The sequence below is a fragment of the Pseudomonas putida genome (assembly GCF_026625125.1).
Classification (GTDB): Bacteria; Pseudomonadota; Gammaproteobacteria; order Pseudomonadales; family Pseudomonadaceae; genus Aquipseudomonas; species Aquipseudomonas putida_X.
In genome coordinates, this window is record NZ_CP113097.1 from 220,386 (window position 1) to 235,039 (window position 14,654).

Annotated in this window: 11 protein-coding genes and 1 pseudogene; 5 read left to right on the forward strand and 7 right to left on the reverse strand. The window is 62.3% G+C overall.

Translation table 11 applies throughout. The annotated features are described in order from the left end of the window. Positions 1–48 precede the first annotated feature (48 nt). Complete coding sequence (locus OSW16_RS01065) at positions 49–1,476, reverse strand: mechanosensitive ion channel family protein (protein WP_267820089.1); 1,428 nt, start codon at positions 1,474–1,476, stop codon at positions 49–51. Positions 1,477–1,828: 352 nt separating this feature from the next. Between OSW16_RS01065 and ycaC (OSW16_RS01070) the strand changes: the two genes are divergently transcribed. The 4 genes from ycaC (OSW16_RS01070) (at position 1,829) to OSW16_RS01085 (ending at position 6,233) form a co-directional block, all read left to right on the forward strand. After that, positions 1,829–2,458 carry an isochorismate family cysteine hydrolase YcaC gene (gene ycaC, locus OSW16_RS01070; protein ID WP_267820091.1) on the forward strand — a complete coding sequence of 210 codons (630 nt, stop codon included), beginning with the start codon at positions 1,829–1,831 and terminating at the stop codon, positions 2,456–2,458. A gap of 115 nt (positions 2,459–2,573) precedes the next feature. Further along, positions 2,574–3,140: an antibiotic biosynthesis monooxygenase gene (locus tag OSW16_RS01075; protein ID WP_267820093.1), complete on the forward strand. Its 567-nt coding sequence runs from the start codon at positions 2,574–2,576 to the stop codon at positions 3,138–3,140. Positions 3,141–3,178: 38 nt separating this feature from the next. After that, a complete protein-coding gene (locus tag OSW16_RS01080; RefSeq protein WP_267820095.1) occupies positions 3,179–3,997 on the forward strand; it encodes an alpha/beta fold hydrolase in 819 nt (272 codons plus the stop codon). A gap of 394 nt (positions 3,998–4,391) precedes the next feature. Further along, entirely contained in the window at positions 4,392–6,233 is a 1,842-nt protein-coding gene (locus tag OSW16_RS01085) for an amidohydrolase (RefSeq protein ID WP_267824151.1), read from the forward strand. Between the two features lie 186 nt (positions 6,234–6,419). Here OSW16_RS01085 and OSW16_RS01090 read toward each other — a convergent pair whose 3' ends face one another. Continuing rightward, complete coding sequence (locus OSW16_RS01090; RefSeq protein ID WP_241804964.1) at positions 6,420–7,331, reverse strand: LysR substrate-binding domain-containing protein; 912 nt, start codon at positions 7,329–7,331, stop codon at positions 6,420–6,422. 135 nt (positions 7,332–7,466) lie between these two features. Here OSW16_RS01090 and ycaC (OSW16_RS01095) point away from each other — a divergent pair, with 135 nt between their 5' ends. Continuing rightward, complete coding sequence (gene ycaC, locus OSW16_RS01095) at positions 7,467–8,096, forward strand: isochorismate family cysteine hydrolase YcaC (RefSeq protein ID WP_267820098.1); 630 nt, start codon at positions 7,467–7,469, stop codon at positions 8,094–8,096. Positions 8,097–8,886: 790 nt separating this feature from the next. On the opposite strand, the gene OSW16_RS01100 is transcribed toward ycaC (OSW16_RS01095), so the two are convergent. The 5 genes and pseudogenes from OSW16_RS01100 to OSW16_RS01120 all read right to left on the reverse strand — a co-directional run bounded on the left by OSW16_RS01100 (position 8,887) and on the right by OSW16_RS01120 (position 14,633). Next, the gene (locus OSW16_RS01100) at positions 8,887–10,674 is read right to left on the reverse strand and encodes a monovalent cation:proton antiporter-2 (CPA2) family protein (RefSeq protein ID WP_267820100.1); all 1,788 of its coding nucleotides are present in this window, start codon (positions 10,672–10,674) and stop codon (positions 8,887–8,889) included. Between the two features lie 161 nt (positions 10,675–10,835). Next, positions 10,836–11,038, reverse strand: a pseudogene (locus tag OSW16_RS01105) (helix-turn-helix domain-containing protein); the annotation flags it as partial. Positions 11,039–11,215: 177 nt separating this feature from the next. Further along, a complete protein-coding gene (locus OSW16_RS01110; RefSeq protein ID WP_267820102.1) occupies positions 11,216–12,523 on the reverse strand; it encodes an Nramp family divalent metal transporter in 1,308 nt (435 codons plus the stop codon). A 219-nt stretch (positions 12,524–12,742) separates the two neighbouring features. Beyond that, the gene (locus OSW16_RS01115) at positions 12,743–13,003 is read right to left on the reverse strand and encodes a DUF2790 domain-containing protein (protein WP_267820104.1); all 261 of its coding nucleotides are present in this window, start codon (positions 13,001–13,003) and stop codon (positions 12,743–12,745) included. 139 nt (positions 13,004–13,142) lie between these two features. Next, positions 13,143–14,633 (reverse strand): YifB family Mg chelatase-like AAA ATPase, encoded by a 1,491-nt coding sequence (locus tag OSW16_RS01120; protein ID WP_267820106.1) that lies wholly within the window; start codon positions 14,631–14,633, stop codon positions 13,143–13,145. Positions 14,634–14,654 lie beyond the last annotated feature (21 nt).

The following is a 14,654-nucleotide window of genomic DNA, read 5'->3' on the forward strand; positions in this document are numbered from 1 at the left end:
CATTTTGGGCGCCGCTTGCCGGCGATAGGGCCGGTGCAGGCGTCAGCATTACCTGTGCAACCAGCTGAGAAAGCCACCTTTCTTGATCGCTGTCGGCTTTTGCAGCAGCAATGACTCCCGGCTCTGGCGCCGGAACCGCTGCAACTTGGTCAACGCCGTCTGCACCTCGCCGCGCTGTACCAGGCAGCTGCGCACCTGCTCCTTCTCGATGCGATACAGCACGCAGCTGGTCAAGGTACGGAATTCGGCAAACGAGTCATCCTCATCGATGAGGCCCTCGATCCCCAGCACTTCCCCCGGCCCCATGCGCCCGGCTTCCACTAACGTCTCGCCATCGCGAATCGCCGCCGAAACCACGCCGCTACCGATCACCAGCAAGTGATCGGAATGCTCGCCCACGCCCAGAATCACTTGGTCTGCCAGGTACTCGACGGCAGTCATGCGCTGGCTCAAGGCATCGCGCTCCTCGTCAGTCAACGAACGGAACACCCGTACCTCGTCCAGCACTTCACGCTGACGGCTGCGCGGCGGCATGGCCAGGTCGACGTTCCACATCACGCCACTGGCCTCCAGGTGCCGATGTGCAAGGTCGAACAGCTGGTTGCGCGCCTCGGTCTTGCCGCCCATGTCAGCGACGAAGCCGCTGGCTTCGTACTCCACCGATTCCAGCGTCGAGGCCTTCACCGTCACTTTCGGCTTGGGTGATGCGAGTATCGCGCGGGTGCCTTGCAAGGCCTTTTCCAGCGCATCGAAGACCCGCTTCGGCCTTACCTTGGCGGGTACCACCACACTGATCGACACCCCATGCACATCGGCCGGGCGACTGTGGTTGAGCAACTTGGCCTTGGCCGCCACCGAGTTGGGGATCACCGCCAGGCTGCCGGAGCCGGTGAGCAGGCGGGTGGCCCGCCAGTCGATGTCCAGCACCTTGCCTTCAGTGCCGTCGATCGAGATCGCATCGCCGATCTGATAAGGCCGCGTGGTGTTCAGCACGATCCCGCTGAACACGTCGGCCAAGGTGCTTTGCAACGCCAGGCCAATGACGATGGCCATCACCCCGGAGGTGGCCAGCAAGCCCTTTACCGGCAGCTGCATCACATAGCCTGCAGCGGCGACCACCGCCGCCAGGAAGATCAGCGCCCCCAGCACATCCTGCAGCAACCGCCCGCCATGGCTGCCGCGCGCCCCCAGCAGCAGGCCGAACACCACCGTCACCGTGCGTGCGCCGAACAGCCACCAGCCGATCGCCAGCACCGTGGCCATCAGGTTGCGCGACACGTCGTCGACCCAGGGCGGCGGTTGCAGCGGGCTCATCCCGGCAGTCACCAGCACCCAGCTGAACAGCAGGAAAATCGCCAACCGTGCGCCGATACGCCATGCCCTGCGCTGAACAGGGATCAGTTGCCAAAGCACGAGGTCGAGCAGGATCAGGGCACAACCGAGCAACAAAGGGGACGACTGGATGAAAGCCAGCATGGTGGTCTCGGGCGTGAGGGGAGGGCTGTGTGTAGTAATAGAGCAGGTTGAGGTGGCCGGCAATGGGGGCGAGTGAACCTTACAGGCGCATTTCACCCGCGCGGCATCGACGGCTGTGGGAGTGCCGTCCAGCCTCCAGCGTGGCTCGCCTTCGATGACGGCGCCTGGAACCCCGCAATGCGGGCGAAGGTGGTTTTGGCGAGCCGGCCCAGGACCAACAATCATCGTTCACAAAACAGAACGCTAAAGCCAAAAATCACTATCTACCGCTCCAAAGGTGGTGGTTTTAAGCTTCTCCCATCAACGCGAAACACCCAACTTACTGCACATCCAAACCCTTAGGAGCACGACCATGACCTACTTCAAATACAACCGCCTGAACAAAGACGACGCCGCCGTTCTGCTGGTCGACCACCAGGCTGGCCTGCTGTCCCTGGTCCGTGACATCGAACCGGATGCGTTCAAGAACAACGTGCTGGCCCTGGCGGACCTCGCCAAGTTCTTCAACCTGCCGACCATCCTCACCACCAGCTTCGAACAAGGCCCCAACGGCCCGTTGGTACCGGAGCTCAAAGCACTGTTCCCGGACGCCCCGTACATCGCCCGCCCTGGCCAGATCAACGCCTGGGACAACGAAGACTTCGTCAAGGCGGTGAAGGCCACCGGCAAGAAGCAGCTGATCATCGCCGGTGTGGTGACCGAGGTGTGTGTAGCCTTCCCGGCGCTGTCGGCACTGGAAGAAGAGTTCGAGGTGTTCGTGGTGACTGACGCTTCCGGCACCTTCAATGCCATGACCCGCGACGCTGCCCACGACCGCATGAGCCAGGCTGGCGCACAACTGATGACCTGGTTCGGCGTGGCGTGTGAGCTGCATCGCGACTGGCGCAACGACGTCGAAGGGCTGGCGGCGCTGTGCTCCAACCACATCCCGGATTACCGCAACCTGATGACCAGCTACAACGCCTTCAACGCCGGCAAGTAAGCCGACCGCCTCGGGCACCGGCAGCGGTGCCCGCCCAGGGCAGCACACTCATCCAATCATCCGCCCGTCCGCCGTTGCACAGTGGATGCGGGCAAGCTCATCCCAAGGAACGCCGATGAACACCGCATTCCAAGACAACCGCAAAGTAGTGACGCTGGTCATCCAGCACAAGGTCCGCGCCCAGGCACTGGCCAGCTACGAGGCTTGGCTCAAGCGTACGGTCAGCACCGCACGGCGCCAGCCGGGGCACCTCGACGTCAACGTGATCCGCCCGGACGACGGCGGGCTGCACTTCACCACCGTGGTGCGCTTCGCAGATGCCAGCCTCTTGCAGGCCTGGGTCAACTCCAGCGAGCGCCAGACGCTGGTCAACGAGGTGCTACCGCTGCTCGACGGCGGCGACCACACCCAGGTGCATGAAGACCCGGAGTTCTGGTTCACACCGCCCAGCATGACGTCCGCGCAACCGCCGCGCTGGAAGCAGGCCCTGCTGACCTACCTGGTGATCTGCCCGATGACCATGATCATTCCGCAATTGCTGGCGCCGTTCTTCACCCGCTTCCCGCAGTTTGGCGGGATGGTCACAGGCAACCTGATCGTCAACCTGTTCGTGATCCTGCCCGTGGTGTTTTTCATCATGCCCTGGGTAACCCGTCGTTGCGCCAACTGGCTGCGCAGCTGATTCATCTCTCGACCAAGACACTTCAAGGAGATACAGACATGACTACGCTCGTTACCCGCGATGGCACTTCGATCTATTACAAGGACTGGGGCAGCGGCAAGCCCGTGCTGTTCAGCCATGGCTGGCCGCTGGATGCCGACATGTGGGACTCGCAGATGGAGTACCTGGCCAGCCGCGGCTACCGCGCAATCGCCTTCGACCGCCGTGGTTTCGGCCGCTCGGGCCAGCCGTGGAACGGTTATGACTACGACACCTTCGCTGACGACATCGCCCAGCTGATCGAGCACCTCGACCTGCGCGACGTGACCCTGGTGGGCTTCTCCATGGGTGGCGGCGACGTCAGCCGCTACATCGCTCGCCACGGCAGCGCACGGGTTGCCGGGCTGGTGTTGCTGGGCGCGGTGACCCCGGTGTTCGGCAAGCGTGACGACAACCCGGACGGTGTCGACACCTCGGTATTCGATGGCATCAAGGCCGGCCTGCGGGCTGACCGGGCGCAGTTCATCGCTGATTTCGCCACGCCGTTCTATGGGCTGAACCATGGGCAGCAGGTGTCTCAGGGGGTGCAGACGCAGACCCTGAACATTGCGCTGATGGCTTCGATCAAGGCCACGCTGGATTGCGTCAGTGCGTTCTCTGAAACCGACTTCCGCCCGGACATGGCCAAGATCGATGTACCGACCTTGGTGATCCACGGTGACGACGATCAGATCGTACCGTTCGAGACTACCGGCAAGCGGGCTGCGGAGTTGATTCGGGGGGCTGAGCTGAAGGTGTACAGCGGGGCGCCGCACGGGTTCGCAGTGACCCATGCGCAGCAGCTGAATGAGGATCTGCTGGCGTTCCTGAGCCGCTGAGCAGGCTAGGGCCGCGTTGCCGCCCATCGCCGGCAAGCCGGCTCCTACCTCGGCCGCATCCGCTTCAAGCCCTGTGCGGTGCCTGTGGAAGCCGGCTTGCCGGCGAAGAGGCCGGCCCTGCCAGCACAAAACGTGAACAGGGCTAACCTTCTTCAACCCACCGCACATCCATGCAATCCCTAGCCAGGCTTGAAGCGGCATGCTCCGCAGTTGCCGCTGCCGCTGCCGCCGCCGCACCCAGACGGAGAAGACCATGTCCCAGGACCCCAACGACAAGACCCGTCGCCAGTTCCTTGCCACCAGTACCGTGCTCGGTGCCGCCGGCGCGCTCTGGTCCGCATTGCCCTTCACCGGCGCCGCCGGCTCCGCCCACGCATCCATCCAAGGAGGTTCCATGACCGCCGACCTGATCCTGTTCAACGGCAAACTGCATACAGTCGACCGTGAAAAGCCCACCGCCACTGCCGTCGCAATCAAAGACGGCCGCTTCATTGCCGTGGGCAACGACGCCGAGGCCATGGCCCACAAGGGTGCTGCCACGCAGATCATCGACCTGAAGCAGCGCACGGTGATCCCGGGCCTGAACGACTCGCACCTGCACCTGATCCGCGGCGGTCTGAACTACAACCTTGAACTGCGTTGGGAAGGTGTACCGTCGGTAGCCGATGCCCTGCGCATACTCAAGGACCAGGCGGCGCGCACCCCAACGCCGCAATGGGTGCGCGTGGTCGGTGGCTGGAACGAATTCCAGTTCGCTGAAAAACGCATGCCCACCCTGGAAGAAATCAACCAGGCTGCGCCCGATACCCCGGTGTTTCTGCTGCACCTGTACGACCGCGCACTGCTCAACCGCGCCGCGCTCAAGGCCGTGGGCTACAGCAAGGACACGCCGAACCCACCGGGCGGTGAAATTCAGCGCGACAAGTTCGGCAACCCGACTGGCATGCTCATCGCCCGCCCCAACGCGATGATCCTTTACGCAACCTTGGCCAAAGGACCTAAGCTGCCGCTGGAATACCAGGTCAACTCGACCCGCCAGTTCATGCGTGAGCTCAACCGCCTGGGCCTGACCAGCGCCATCGACGCAGGGGGCGGCTACCAGAACTTCCCCGACGACTACGCGGTGATTCAGGAACTGGCCGACAACGACCAGCTGACGGTGCGCATCGCCTACAACCTGTTCACCCAAAAGCCCAAGGAAGAGCTGGACGACTTCAGGAAGTGGACTTCCAGTGTCAAGCTGCACAGCGGCACCGACTTCCTGCGCCATAACGGCGCCGGTGAGATGCTGGTGTTCTCAGCCGCCGACTTCGAGGACTTCCTCGAACCGCGCCCGGACCTGCCGCAAACCATGGAAGAGGAGCTGGAACCGGTGGTGCGCCACCTGGTCGAGCAGCGCTGGCCGTTCCGCCTGCACGCCACCTACAACGAATCGATCACGCGCATGCTCGACGTGTTCGAGAAGGTCAACCGCGATATCCCGTTCAACGGGTTGCCCTGGTTCTTCGACCATGCCGAGACCATCACGCCTCAGAACATCGAGCGCGTGCGTGCGTTGGGCGGCGGTATTGCCATCCAGGACCGCATGGCGTTCCAGGGTGAGTACTTCGTCGATCGCTACGGTGCGAAGGCCGCCGAGCAGACCCCGCCGATCAAGCGCATGCTCGAAATGGGTGTGCCTGTGGGCGCCGGTACCGACGCCACCCGGGTCTCCAGTTACAACCCTTGGACGTCGCTGTACTGGTTGGTCAGCGGCAAGACGGTGGGCGGCATGGAGCTGTACCCGGAGGGCCTGAGCCGCGATACCGCGCTGCAACTGTTCACCCAGGGCAGCGCGTGGTTCTCCAGCGAGCAGGGCAAGAAAGGCCAGATCAAGGTTGGCCAGCTGGCGGACCTGGCGGCGCTGTCGCTGGATTTCTTCAGCGTTGATGAAGAGGCGATCAAGGGCATCGAGTCGGTACTGACTATCGTCGACGGCAAGGTCGTGTACGGCGCTGGCGAATTCGACAAGCTCGGCCCGCCACAGGTACCGGTATTGCCGGAGTGGTCGCCAGTGGTCAAGGTGCCGGGGCACTGGCGCGTGGGTACGCCCTCATTGGCTGCAGCGGTGCACCAGTGCAGCGGGCCTTGCGGGGTGCATGCGCACAGCCATGAAAAAGCCCGGCATTCGAGTGTGCCGGTGAATGACTACCAGGGCTTCTGGGGGGCCTTGGGCTGTTCGTGCTTTGCGTTTTGAGCTGATGTGAAGAGTGGGCCCCCTGCGGTTATGCCAGCCAGTTAGTGTTATCAGGGCTGCTACGCAGCCCATCGCCGGCAAGCCGGCTCCCACCGCGACCGCGCAGTTCTTCAGGCGTCACCTCTGGTTGAATGATCCGGGACTGTGGGGCAAGCGTAGAACAAGGTTTTGTAAGCGTGTGCTGGTTCAGGCCATGTCGCTGATCGCGAATTCCTCCGCCAGGTGGTCGATCAGCGACCGCACCGACGGCAACAACCCACGCCGCGAAGGGAAAATGGCATGCACGATGCCGCAACGTGGGTGCCACTGCGGCAACAGCTCCACCAAACGGCCTTCGGCCAGATCTTCGCGCACTGCCACCCGTGGCAAGTGCGCGATACCCACCCCCGCCACCACGAAATGGCGCAGGGCAAACAGGTCATCGGTGACCATGCGCGGTGTGTGCGGGATCACGATGCTGCGGCTCATGTCCTCGCCCTGGAACAGCTCCCACTGGTAATCGCGCTGGGCGCTACCCCAGTGCACGCTGGGCAGCGTGCCGAGCAGCTGCGGGTCGAAGCCCTTGGGCAACTGCTGCAGATACTGCGGGTGCCCCACCAGGCACTGGGTGCTGTTGCTCAGCACCTTCATCACCATGTCGGTGTTTTCCAGCGGCGGGAAGCGCACGCGCAGCGCCACGTCGAAGCCCTCGTGCAGCAGGTCGACGCGGCGGTTGGTGCTCTCGATGAACAGCTCTACCTGTGGGTACTTGAGCATGTAGCGGGTGAGCATTGGCCCGACCCAGGAGTTGAGCAGTGTGGTCGGGCAGCTGATGCGCACCAAGCCGCGCGGCTCGCTGCGGTTGCGCTCGATGATTTCCGCTGCACCTTCGGCCTCTACACGCATGGCCAGGCAACGGTTGTAGTAGGCCTGGCCGATCTCGGTGAGCGAGCAGTGCCGGCTGGTGCGGTGCAGCAGGCGCACGCCCAGGCGGTCCTCAAGGTCGGCGATGCGGCGGCTGAGTTTCGACTTGGGCATGTCCAGCGCCCGCCCGGCCGGGGCGAAGCCGCCGTGCTCGACCACCTGGGTGAAATAGTAGAGGGAGTTCAGGTCTTCCAATGATCGTTCTCCAGGTGGAACGCTAAGGGCAATTTTCGCAGTCTACCGCTCTAAAGGTGATGATTTTAATCTGTGCCCATCAACGCGAAACACCCCAGATTGCTGAAAAATTCATAAACCTCAGGAGCACAGAGCATGAGCAAATTCACCTACAACCGCCTCAACAAAGACGACGCCGCCGTGCTACTGGTGGACCACCAGGCGGGGCTGCTGTCGCTGGTGCGTGACATCGAGCCGGACAAGTTCAAGAACAACGTGCTGGCCCTGGCGGACCTCGCCAAGTTCTTCAATCTGCCGACCATCCTCACCACCAGCTTCGAACAAGGCCCCAACGGCCCGCTGGTACCGGAGCTCAAAGCACTGTTCCCGGACGCCCCTTATATCGCCCGCCCTGGCCAGATCAACGCCTGGGACAATGAAGACTTCGTCAAGGCGGTGAAGGCCACCGGCAAGAAGCAACTGATCATCGCCGGTGTAGTGACCGAGGTGTGTGTAGCCTTCCCCGCGCTGTCGGCACTGGAAGAAGAGTTCGAGGTGTTCGTGGTGACCGATGCCTCCGGCACCTTCAACGCCATGACCCGCGACGCCGCCCACGACCGCATGAGCCAGGCTGGCGCACAACTGATGACCTGGTTTGGTGTAGCGTGTGAGCTGCATCGCGACTGGCGCAACGATGTTGAAGGGCTGGCGGCGCTGTGCTCCAACCACATTCCGGATTATCGGAATTTGATGACCAGCTATAACGCGTTGACTGCTGGGAAGTAATACACAGCAACTTGACGGATGGCTCCTGCAAAAGGGGCCATCGTTACTTGATTCAGAAGTATTGTCAGCGGTTTACTGGAGCGCGAAACCACCTGCCATCCAGCGGCACTCGCTGGTGGAGGAACCCTGTCGATGGCTGGATCATCAACGTCGGGTGAGACCTCCACACCCTGGCTTGAGGGTGTATGAATATCAAGCATGATTACAGGGCCACTGGTGACAGTGGCCCTTTTCTTTGTTCGACAGTACACCGTATCGCTTGTAGAGCAGCTTCCCATGACGATGTTTGTTCAGTGCCTTTGCACCGCACTGCATGATGAAGGCGAGCCTATTGGTGCCATGGGTGTAAGCGACCCCCCACGCCTCGAACGGCCCGGTTGATGTACCCAGCGCTACTTTCCCATATCGCTAAGTAGCGTCTTGTCGTTTCTGGAAAACGTGACGGACACAGCTGCGCAAAATCCGAATGACGCCCAGCCAAAAAAGATGGCCTGAGACTAATGCCAGACAGTTAGCGTTATCAGGGCTGTAATAGCCCGAGCGCTCGATGGGGCCAGCGAGTACTCGGGGCCGCTTTGCGGCCCATCGCCGACAAGCCCGGCTCCCACATGGATTGCGTCAGCTTTTAGAGATTGGGCAAGACGCTTGCTTCCTCAGGTAAAGCGCAGACCTGAAGAACAGCGCGGTTGGGGTGGGAGCCGGCTTGCCGGCGATGGGCCGCAAAGCGGCCCCGGATCACTTAACGGGCTGGCATTACGCCTGAGCCCTCTTTGTCTTCGACGTACAAGCCTCAATCCGCATCCGAATCGAACAATCGCTCCAACTCCATCCGCGCTTCCTTGGCCGTCTGCATCACCTTGGCCCGGTCATCACGCACCTGCCCCTGTGCCTCCAGCACTTCCTCGTCATGCTGGGCAAACCGATCGATGCGGTCCGCCGCCTGTTCACTGCTCAGCCCCAACCCGACCAGTGCCCGGCGGGTCATTTCCAGGCTCGAATAGAACGTCTCGCGAATAGGCTCTGCACCAACGTCCACCAGCTTGTGCACATGCTGCCGGTTACGCGCGCGTGCCAGCAATTTGAGGTGAGGGTACAGGCGCTTCACTCGCTCTGCCGTGCGTATGGTCACCTCCGGGTCGTCGGTGGTAATGATGAAGTATTCCGCTTCGCCGACCTTGGCAGCGTGCAGCACTTCGGGGCGCTGTGGGTCGCCGTAAAACACCGGCGCCTGTTCGAACATACGGGTCATCTCGATGGCGTCCACCGAGGTTTCCAGGGCCACGAAAGGGATTTTCTGCGCACGCAGGATGCGTGAAACGATCTGCCCCATGCGGCCCATGCCGACGATCACCACACGCGGGGTACCGGCATCGATGGCTTTGTATTGCTCAGGTACTTCACGCGCAGGCTGCGTGCGCTTGAGGGCACGGGCGCAGCCAAGCATCAGCAGCGGGGTGATGGCCATCGACAGGGTGATGGTCATCAGCAGCAGGTCGTAGGTCTGGGTGTCGAACAGGCCCTGGTCCTTACCCAGCTTGAACACCACGAAGGCAAACTCACCACCGGCGGCCAGTACCATCCCCAGGCGCAGTGCGCTGGCGCTGTTCAGGCCACCGGCCAAGCGGCCGACACCCATCAGCAGCACCAGTTTGACCGTCACCAACAGCAGGGTCAGGCCCAGCAGAACCAGTGGCATTTCCAGCAGCAGGCGCAGGTTTGCACCCATACCCACACTCATGAAAAACAGCCCCAGCAGCAGGCCTTTGAACGGTTCGATCTGTGATTCCAGCTCATGCCGGTATTCCGAGTCGGCCAGCAGCAAGCCCGCGAGGAAGGCGCCCAGGGCCATGGAAATACCGGCTTCCTCCATCAGCCAGGCGGTACCGATCACCACCAGCAATGCGGTGGCGGTGGACACTTCAGGCAGGCCGGTGCGGGCCACGATGCGGAACACCGGGCGCAGCAGGTAGCGCCCGCCGACGATCACCACCGCGATACTGGCGAAGACATTCAGGCCATGCTGCAGGCTGTCACCGTGGCTGGTTTCCGGGCCGCTGGCAGCCAGCAGTGGCACCAGGGCTATCAGCGGGATCGCGGCAATGTCCTGGAACAGCAGGATGGCGAACGCCAGGCGGCCATGCGGGGCGTTGAGCTGCTTGCTCTCGGCCAGGCTCTGCAGGCCCAGGGCGGTGGAAGACAGGGCCAGGCCAAGGCCGACCACGAGGGCGGCCGAGAGTGACTGGCCGAAACCGAACAGGGCAATGGCGCCGATCAGTGCACCGGTCAGCAGCACCTGTGCAGTACCGACGCCGAACACTGACTTACGCATCAGCCACAGGCGCTTGGGCGACAGTTCCAGGCCGATGATGAACAGCAACAGGACCACGCCCAGTTCGGAAATGTGCGCCACGCTTTCGGTGTCGCGGATCAGGCCCAAGGCCTGTGGGCCGATGGCCACGCCCGCCAGCAGGTAGCCGATCACGGCGCCCAGTTGCAGGCGTTTGGTCAAGGGTACGGCAAGGACGGCGGCGAACAGGAAGATCACCGCGGTTTGCAGAAGGCTGCCTTCGTGTGGCATTGGCTCGAACTCCATGAGCTGCCGGGGCAGCGTTAGAACAGTGTGGCGGGCAATTCTGGGGATTGCGGCTGCCTAAGACAATCTGCCGCAGGAGAGAAACATTGTCCCACCAAGTGTGACAGTTTTACCTGGCGCTTCGCGGGCAACGAGGAACGCTCAGCTCAACTGCCGACGAACTGCGCCCGGTACTGCGCCGGCGTCATGCCTAGCCGCTCGCAGAACACTTATGCCGGTCACTGCCAAACCCACATTGCGCCGCCACCACCTTCAAAGGACGGTCGCTGCCTTCGAGCAGTTTACGTGCCTGATCGATCCGCGCGTTCTGCAGGTACTGCAACGGCGTGATGCCCACCTCACGCTGAAACCTTTCATGTCGTGGATGCTGGCCGCTTGTGCGGCCTGAAGCTGAATTTGGAGTGCATTTCGAGGTATCGATTAGGCTGTTGTCGGGGAAGGCCTCAGGGATAACGCGTTCGCCAAGAACAGCCAGCGTCAACCTTCAGTGCCCCATCGCCGGCCTGCCAGCGATGGGGCGAGGGGCTCAGCCCAGGCCGAGCAGATCCACACCCAACTGGAAGGCCACCCACAACGCCAGCCCGGTCGCGAATGCCAGCGCGATGTTTTCGAACAGGTTGTTGCGGTATTGCTTGCTGAGCAGCGACTTTTGGTTCGACATAATCAGCAGGCCCAGCGAAATGACAGGCAAGCCAATGATGTTCAACGCACTGACGCCAATGGTCAGGGTGACGAAGTCGGGCATGCCCGGGATCGACCAGATCAGCGGCGTCACCAGAATGAACAGCATGAACCACTTGTGCATCGGGTCCTTGTGGAACTCTTTGCCGTAACGCTCACGCCGCTGCGGGCGGACATGCTGGAAGGCATCGGTAATCAGCATCGGGAAGGCCGTGGTCTTGCCGGAAATGCTGGCGAACAGTGTGGCGAACACACCGATGAAGAAGATGTACCAGCCGATCGGGCCGAAGAATATTTCCAGTGCCTTGCCCAGGTCGCCGAGGGTTTTCACTTCGATGCCGTTTGGCCGCAGTATTTCCGCGCCGACGATCCAGATGGCCAGGTTGATGACGATACCGATGAACACGGCGAACAGCAGGTCGTTGCGCTGGATGCGTTTGTGTTGCGGGCCTACCCAGCCCTTCTGGCGCATCACATAGGGGTGCACGAAGTTGGCCACCGAGCCTGCCACCGCGCCGATCACCGACACCGCCACCAGCAGTGCACCGTGCACGCCTTCGTCGGCGGGGATGCTGAAGCCGATGGTGCCTTTGACGATACCGGCCACATCCGGGCCAGACATTACGGCCAGTGCCAGAAACGCCAGCGTCATCACCGCCAGCAGCAGCTTCATCACGCCTTCGATCATGGCGTAGATGTTGCGCCCGACCAGCATCCACACCGCCAGCACCACAGCCATCGAGCACAGCAGCGGGTAGTCGATGCGCAACAGCATCGCCAGCGCTTCGCCTGCGCCCTTGATCATGTAGGCGTTCATCAGGTGGCCCATCAGCAGCGCGTAGGCCAGCATGAACCAGGCAAATACGGGGTGCAGTTGCGCGTACCCCTGGAGGATGGTCATGCCTTGGTTATTGCACAGCTGGAAGCGGGCGATGATGTTGACGATGAGGTACCTGAGCAGCAACGAAACGGCCAGTACCCACATCATGGCGTAACCGTAGTTGGCGCCTGCCACGGATGAGGTTATCAGATCACCTGCGCCAAGCCAGGACAACACCGCGATGATGCCTGGGCCCAGCAGTTTAATCAGCCGTGTTACGCGGCTTTGAGAGGGTGCTGCAGCACTGCCCTCGGCCGAATGAATGCTCGACATGGGGATGTCTCCGTTATTGTTCTTGTTTAAACGAGCGCAGTCGAACACAGTAGATAGGATGTCGTACAACTACATTTTGTTTTCAAATGTGTCTAAGTATTACAGGTTTTGGGTAACGCCTTGTCGCTACAGGTGTCGCGAGCAGTTGCTTTGAATATGCCAGTATCCTGCAAATGCAAAAGGCCGCTTGCACGGCCTTGTTCGATCTTGCATGGGCATTCAGTTCTGGTTGCCTTGAGCGTTATCGGGCTGGTAGTAGCGAATGCTCCGGACTTGGCCAGTGCTGTCTCGGTAGGTCATGGTAGCGGTGCTTGGCTGGCCCTGGATCGTGGCCGAGGGGGCCAGGCTGATCACTTGCGCGATGTCCAGGTTCATGCCGTAGTGGTAGGGCGTCGCTTCGGTGGACTGAGCAAAGGTACTGGCACTGGTGCCCAGTGCAAGGGTGGCGAGGGTGAGTGCGAATACGGTGCGAAGGGTCATGGTCGTTCTCCAGATTCAGTAAGGGGTGGCGACGATTGCTTTCTGTCTGAAGCCAATATTGCGCGCTATTATTTTGCGCGCAAAATATATTACCACTATGGGTAGTATTGAGTGCGCATATGAAGGACCCGCCGCAGTGCTAGTGACTTCCGGGCCGGTACTGCAGGGCTTCGGCCAGGTGCGCCTTGGCAATCGTACTGGCCCCCTCCAAGTCAGCCAGCGTGCGGGCCACCTTCAACAGCCTGTGGGCGGCGCGCAGGGAAAGTGTCAGGCGCTCGCAGGCACTCTCCAGCCAGGCCTGGTCGGCAGCGCGCAATTCGCAGTGCTGGCGCAGCCCCTCGAGGTCCAGAAACGCATTGGCACAGCCTTGCCGCCGGTACTGCACCTCGCGTGCCTCGGCCACCTGGGCGGCCACGTCGGCGCTGGTATCGCCGCAAGGTTGGTTGTTGAGCGTGGTGGTTTCACGCGCCACGGTAAGGTGCAGATCGATGCGGTCCAGCAGCGGGCCGGAAAGCTTGTTGCGGTAGCGCTGGATCTGTTCGGTGCTGCAGCGGCAGCGGCCGGTGGGGTCGCCCAGGTAGCCGCAAGGGCAGGGGTTCATGGCCGCCACCAGTTGGAAGCGCGCCGGAAAGCGTACTTTGTCCCGTGCCCGGGCAATCACGATCTCGCCAGACTCCAGCGGCTCGCGAAGCACCTCAAGTACACGACGCTCAAACTCCGGCAATTCATCGAGAAACAGTACCCCATGGTGCGCCAAGGTGATTTCACCTGGTTGCGGCCGGCTGCCTCCGCCGACCAGCGCGGGCCCGGACGCTGAGTGGTGCGGATGGCGAAACGGCCGTTGCGGCCAGCTATCGAGGGGTTTGTGCCCGCTTACCGACTGGATGGCTGCCACTTCGAGCGCTTCATGTTCATCCAGCGGCGGCAGCAGGCCGGGCAGGCGGCTGGCGAGCAGTGTCTTGCCTGTGCCGGGCGGGCCGGTGAACAGCAGGTTATGAGCACCTGAGGCCGCCAGCAGTAACGCACGCTTGGCGGCTACCTGGCCCTGCACCTCGCTGAGGTCGGGGTAGGGGCGGCTGTGCAGCAATAGACCGTTAGCGGCAAAGGGAGGCAGAGGTACCAGGCCGTTGAGGTGCGCCACCAGTTCCAGCAGGTGCCCCACCGCGTACACCACCAGCCCACCCGCCAGGCTCGCCTCTTCGGCGTTTTCCCGCGGCACTACCAATGCCCGGCCAGCCTCGCGCGCCGCCAGTGCCGCAGGCAGCACGCCCTGAACCGGGCGCAGCTTGCCAGACAGCGCCAGTTCGCCCAGGCATTCGATATCGGTCAATGTGGCCACCGGCACCTGACCGTCAGCGGCAAGGATGCCCAGGGCGATGGCCAGGTCGTAGCGCCCGCCATCCTTGGGCAGGTCTGCCGGTGCCAGGTTCTGGGTGATGCGCCTTTGCGGGTAGTTCAGCCCGGAGTTGACGATGGCGCTGCGCACCCGGTCCTTGCTTTCCTTGACCGTGGTTTCGGGCAGGCCGACCAGCGTGAGAGTGGGCAGCCCGTTGGCCAGGTGAGTTTCGACGCTGACCGCCGGTGCCTGCACGCCAACCTGGGCGCGGCTGTGGACGAGGGCAAGGGACATGGACGCTCCGTTGTCGCGAAT

Bases quoted from the DNA above. Each gene is read 5' to 3' on its own strand.
- ycaC (WP_267820098.1), top strand. From the start codon at position 7,467: ATGAGCAAATTCACCTACAACCGCCTCAACAAAGACGACGCCGCCGTG.
- OSW16_RS01085 (WP_267824151.1), top strand. From the start codon at position 4,392: ATGACCGCCGACCTGATCCTGTTCAACGGCAAACTGCATACAGTCGAC.
- OSW16_RS01110 (WP_267820102.1), bottom strand. From the start codon at position 12,523: ATGTCGAGCATTCATTCGGCCGAGGGCAGTGCTGCAGCACCCTCTCAA.
- OSW16_RS01100 (WP_267820100.1), bottom strand. From the start codon at position 10,674: ATGCCACACGAAGGCAGCCTTCTGCAAACCGCGGTGATCTTCCTGTTC.
- ycaC (WP_267820091.1), top strand. From the start codon at position 1,829: ATGACCTACTTCAAATACAACCGCCTGAACAAAGACGACGCCGCCGTT.
- OSW16_RS01120 (WP_267820106.1), bottom strand. From the start codon at position 14,633: ATGTCCCTTGCCCTCGTCCACAGCCGCGCCCAGGTTGGCGTGCAGGCA.
- OSW16_RS01115 (WP_267820104.1), bottom strand. From the start codon at position 13,003: ATGACCCTTCGCACCGTATTCGCACTCACCCTCGCCACCCTTGCACTG.
- OSW16_RS01080 (WP_267820095.1), top strand. From the start codon at position 3,179: ATGACTACGCTCGTTACCCGCGATGGCACTTCGATCTATTACAAGGAC.
- OSW16_RS01075 (WP_267820093.1), top strand. From the start codon at position 2,574: ATGAACACCGCATTCCAAGACAACCGCAAAGTAGTGACGCTGGTCATC.
- OSW16_RS01065 (WP_267820089.1), bottom strand. From the start codon at position 1,476: ATGCTGGCTTTCATCCAGTCGTCCCCTTTGTTGCTCGGTTGTGCCCTG.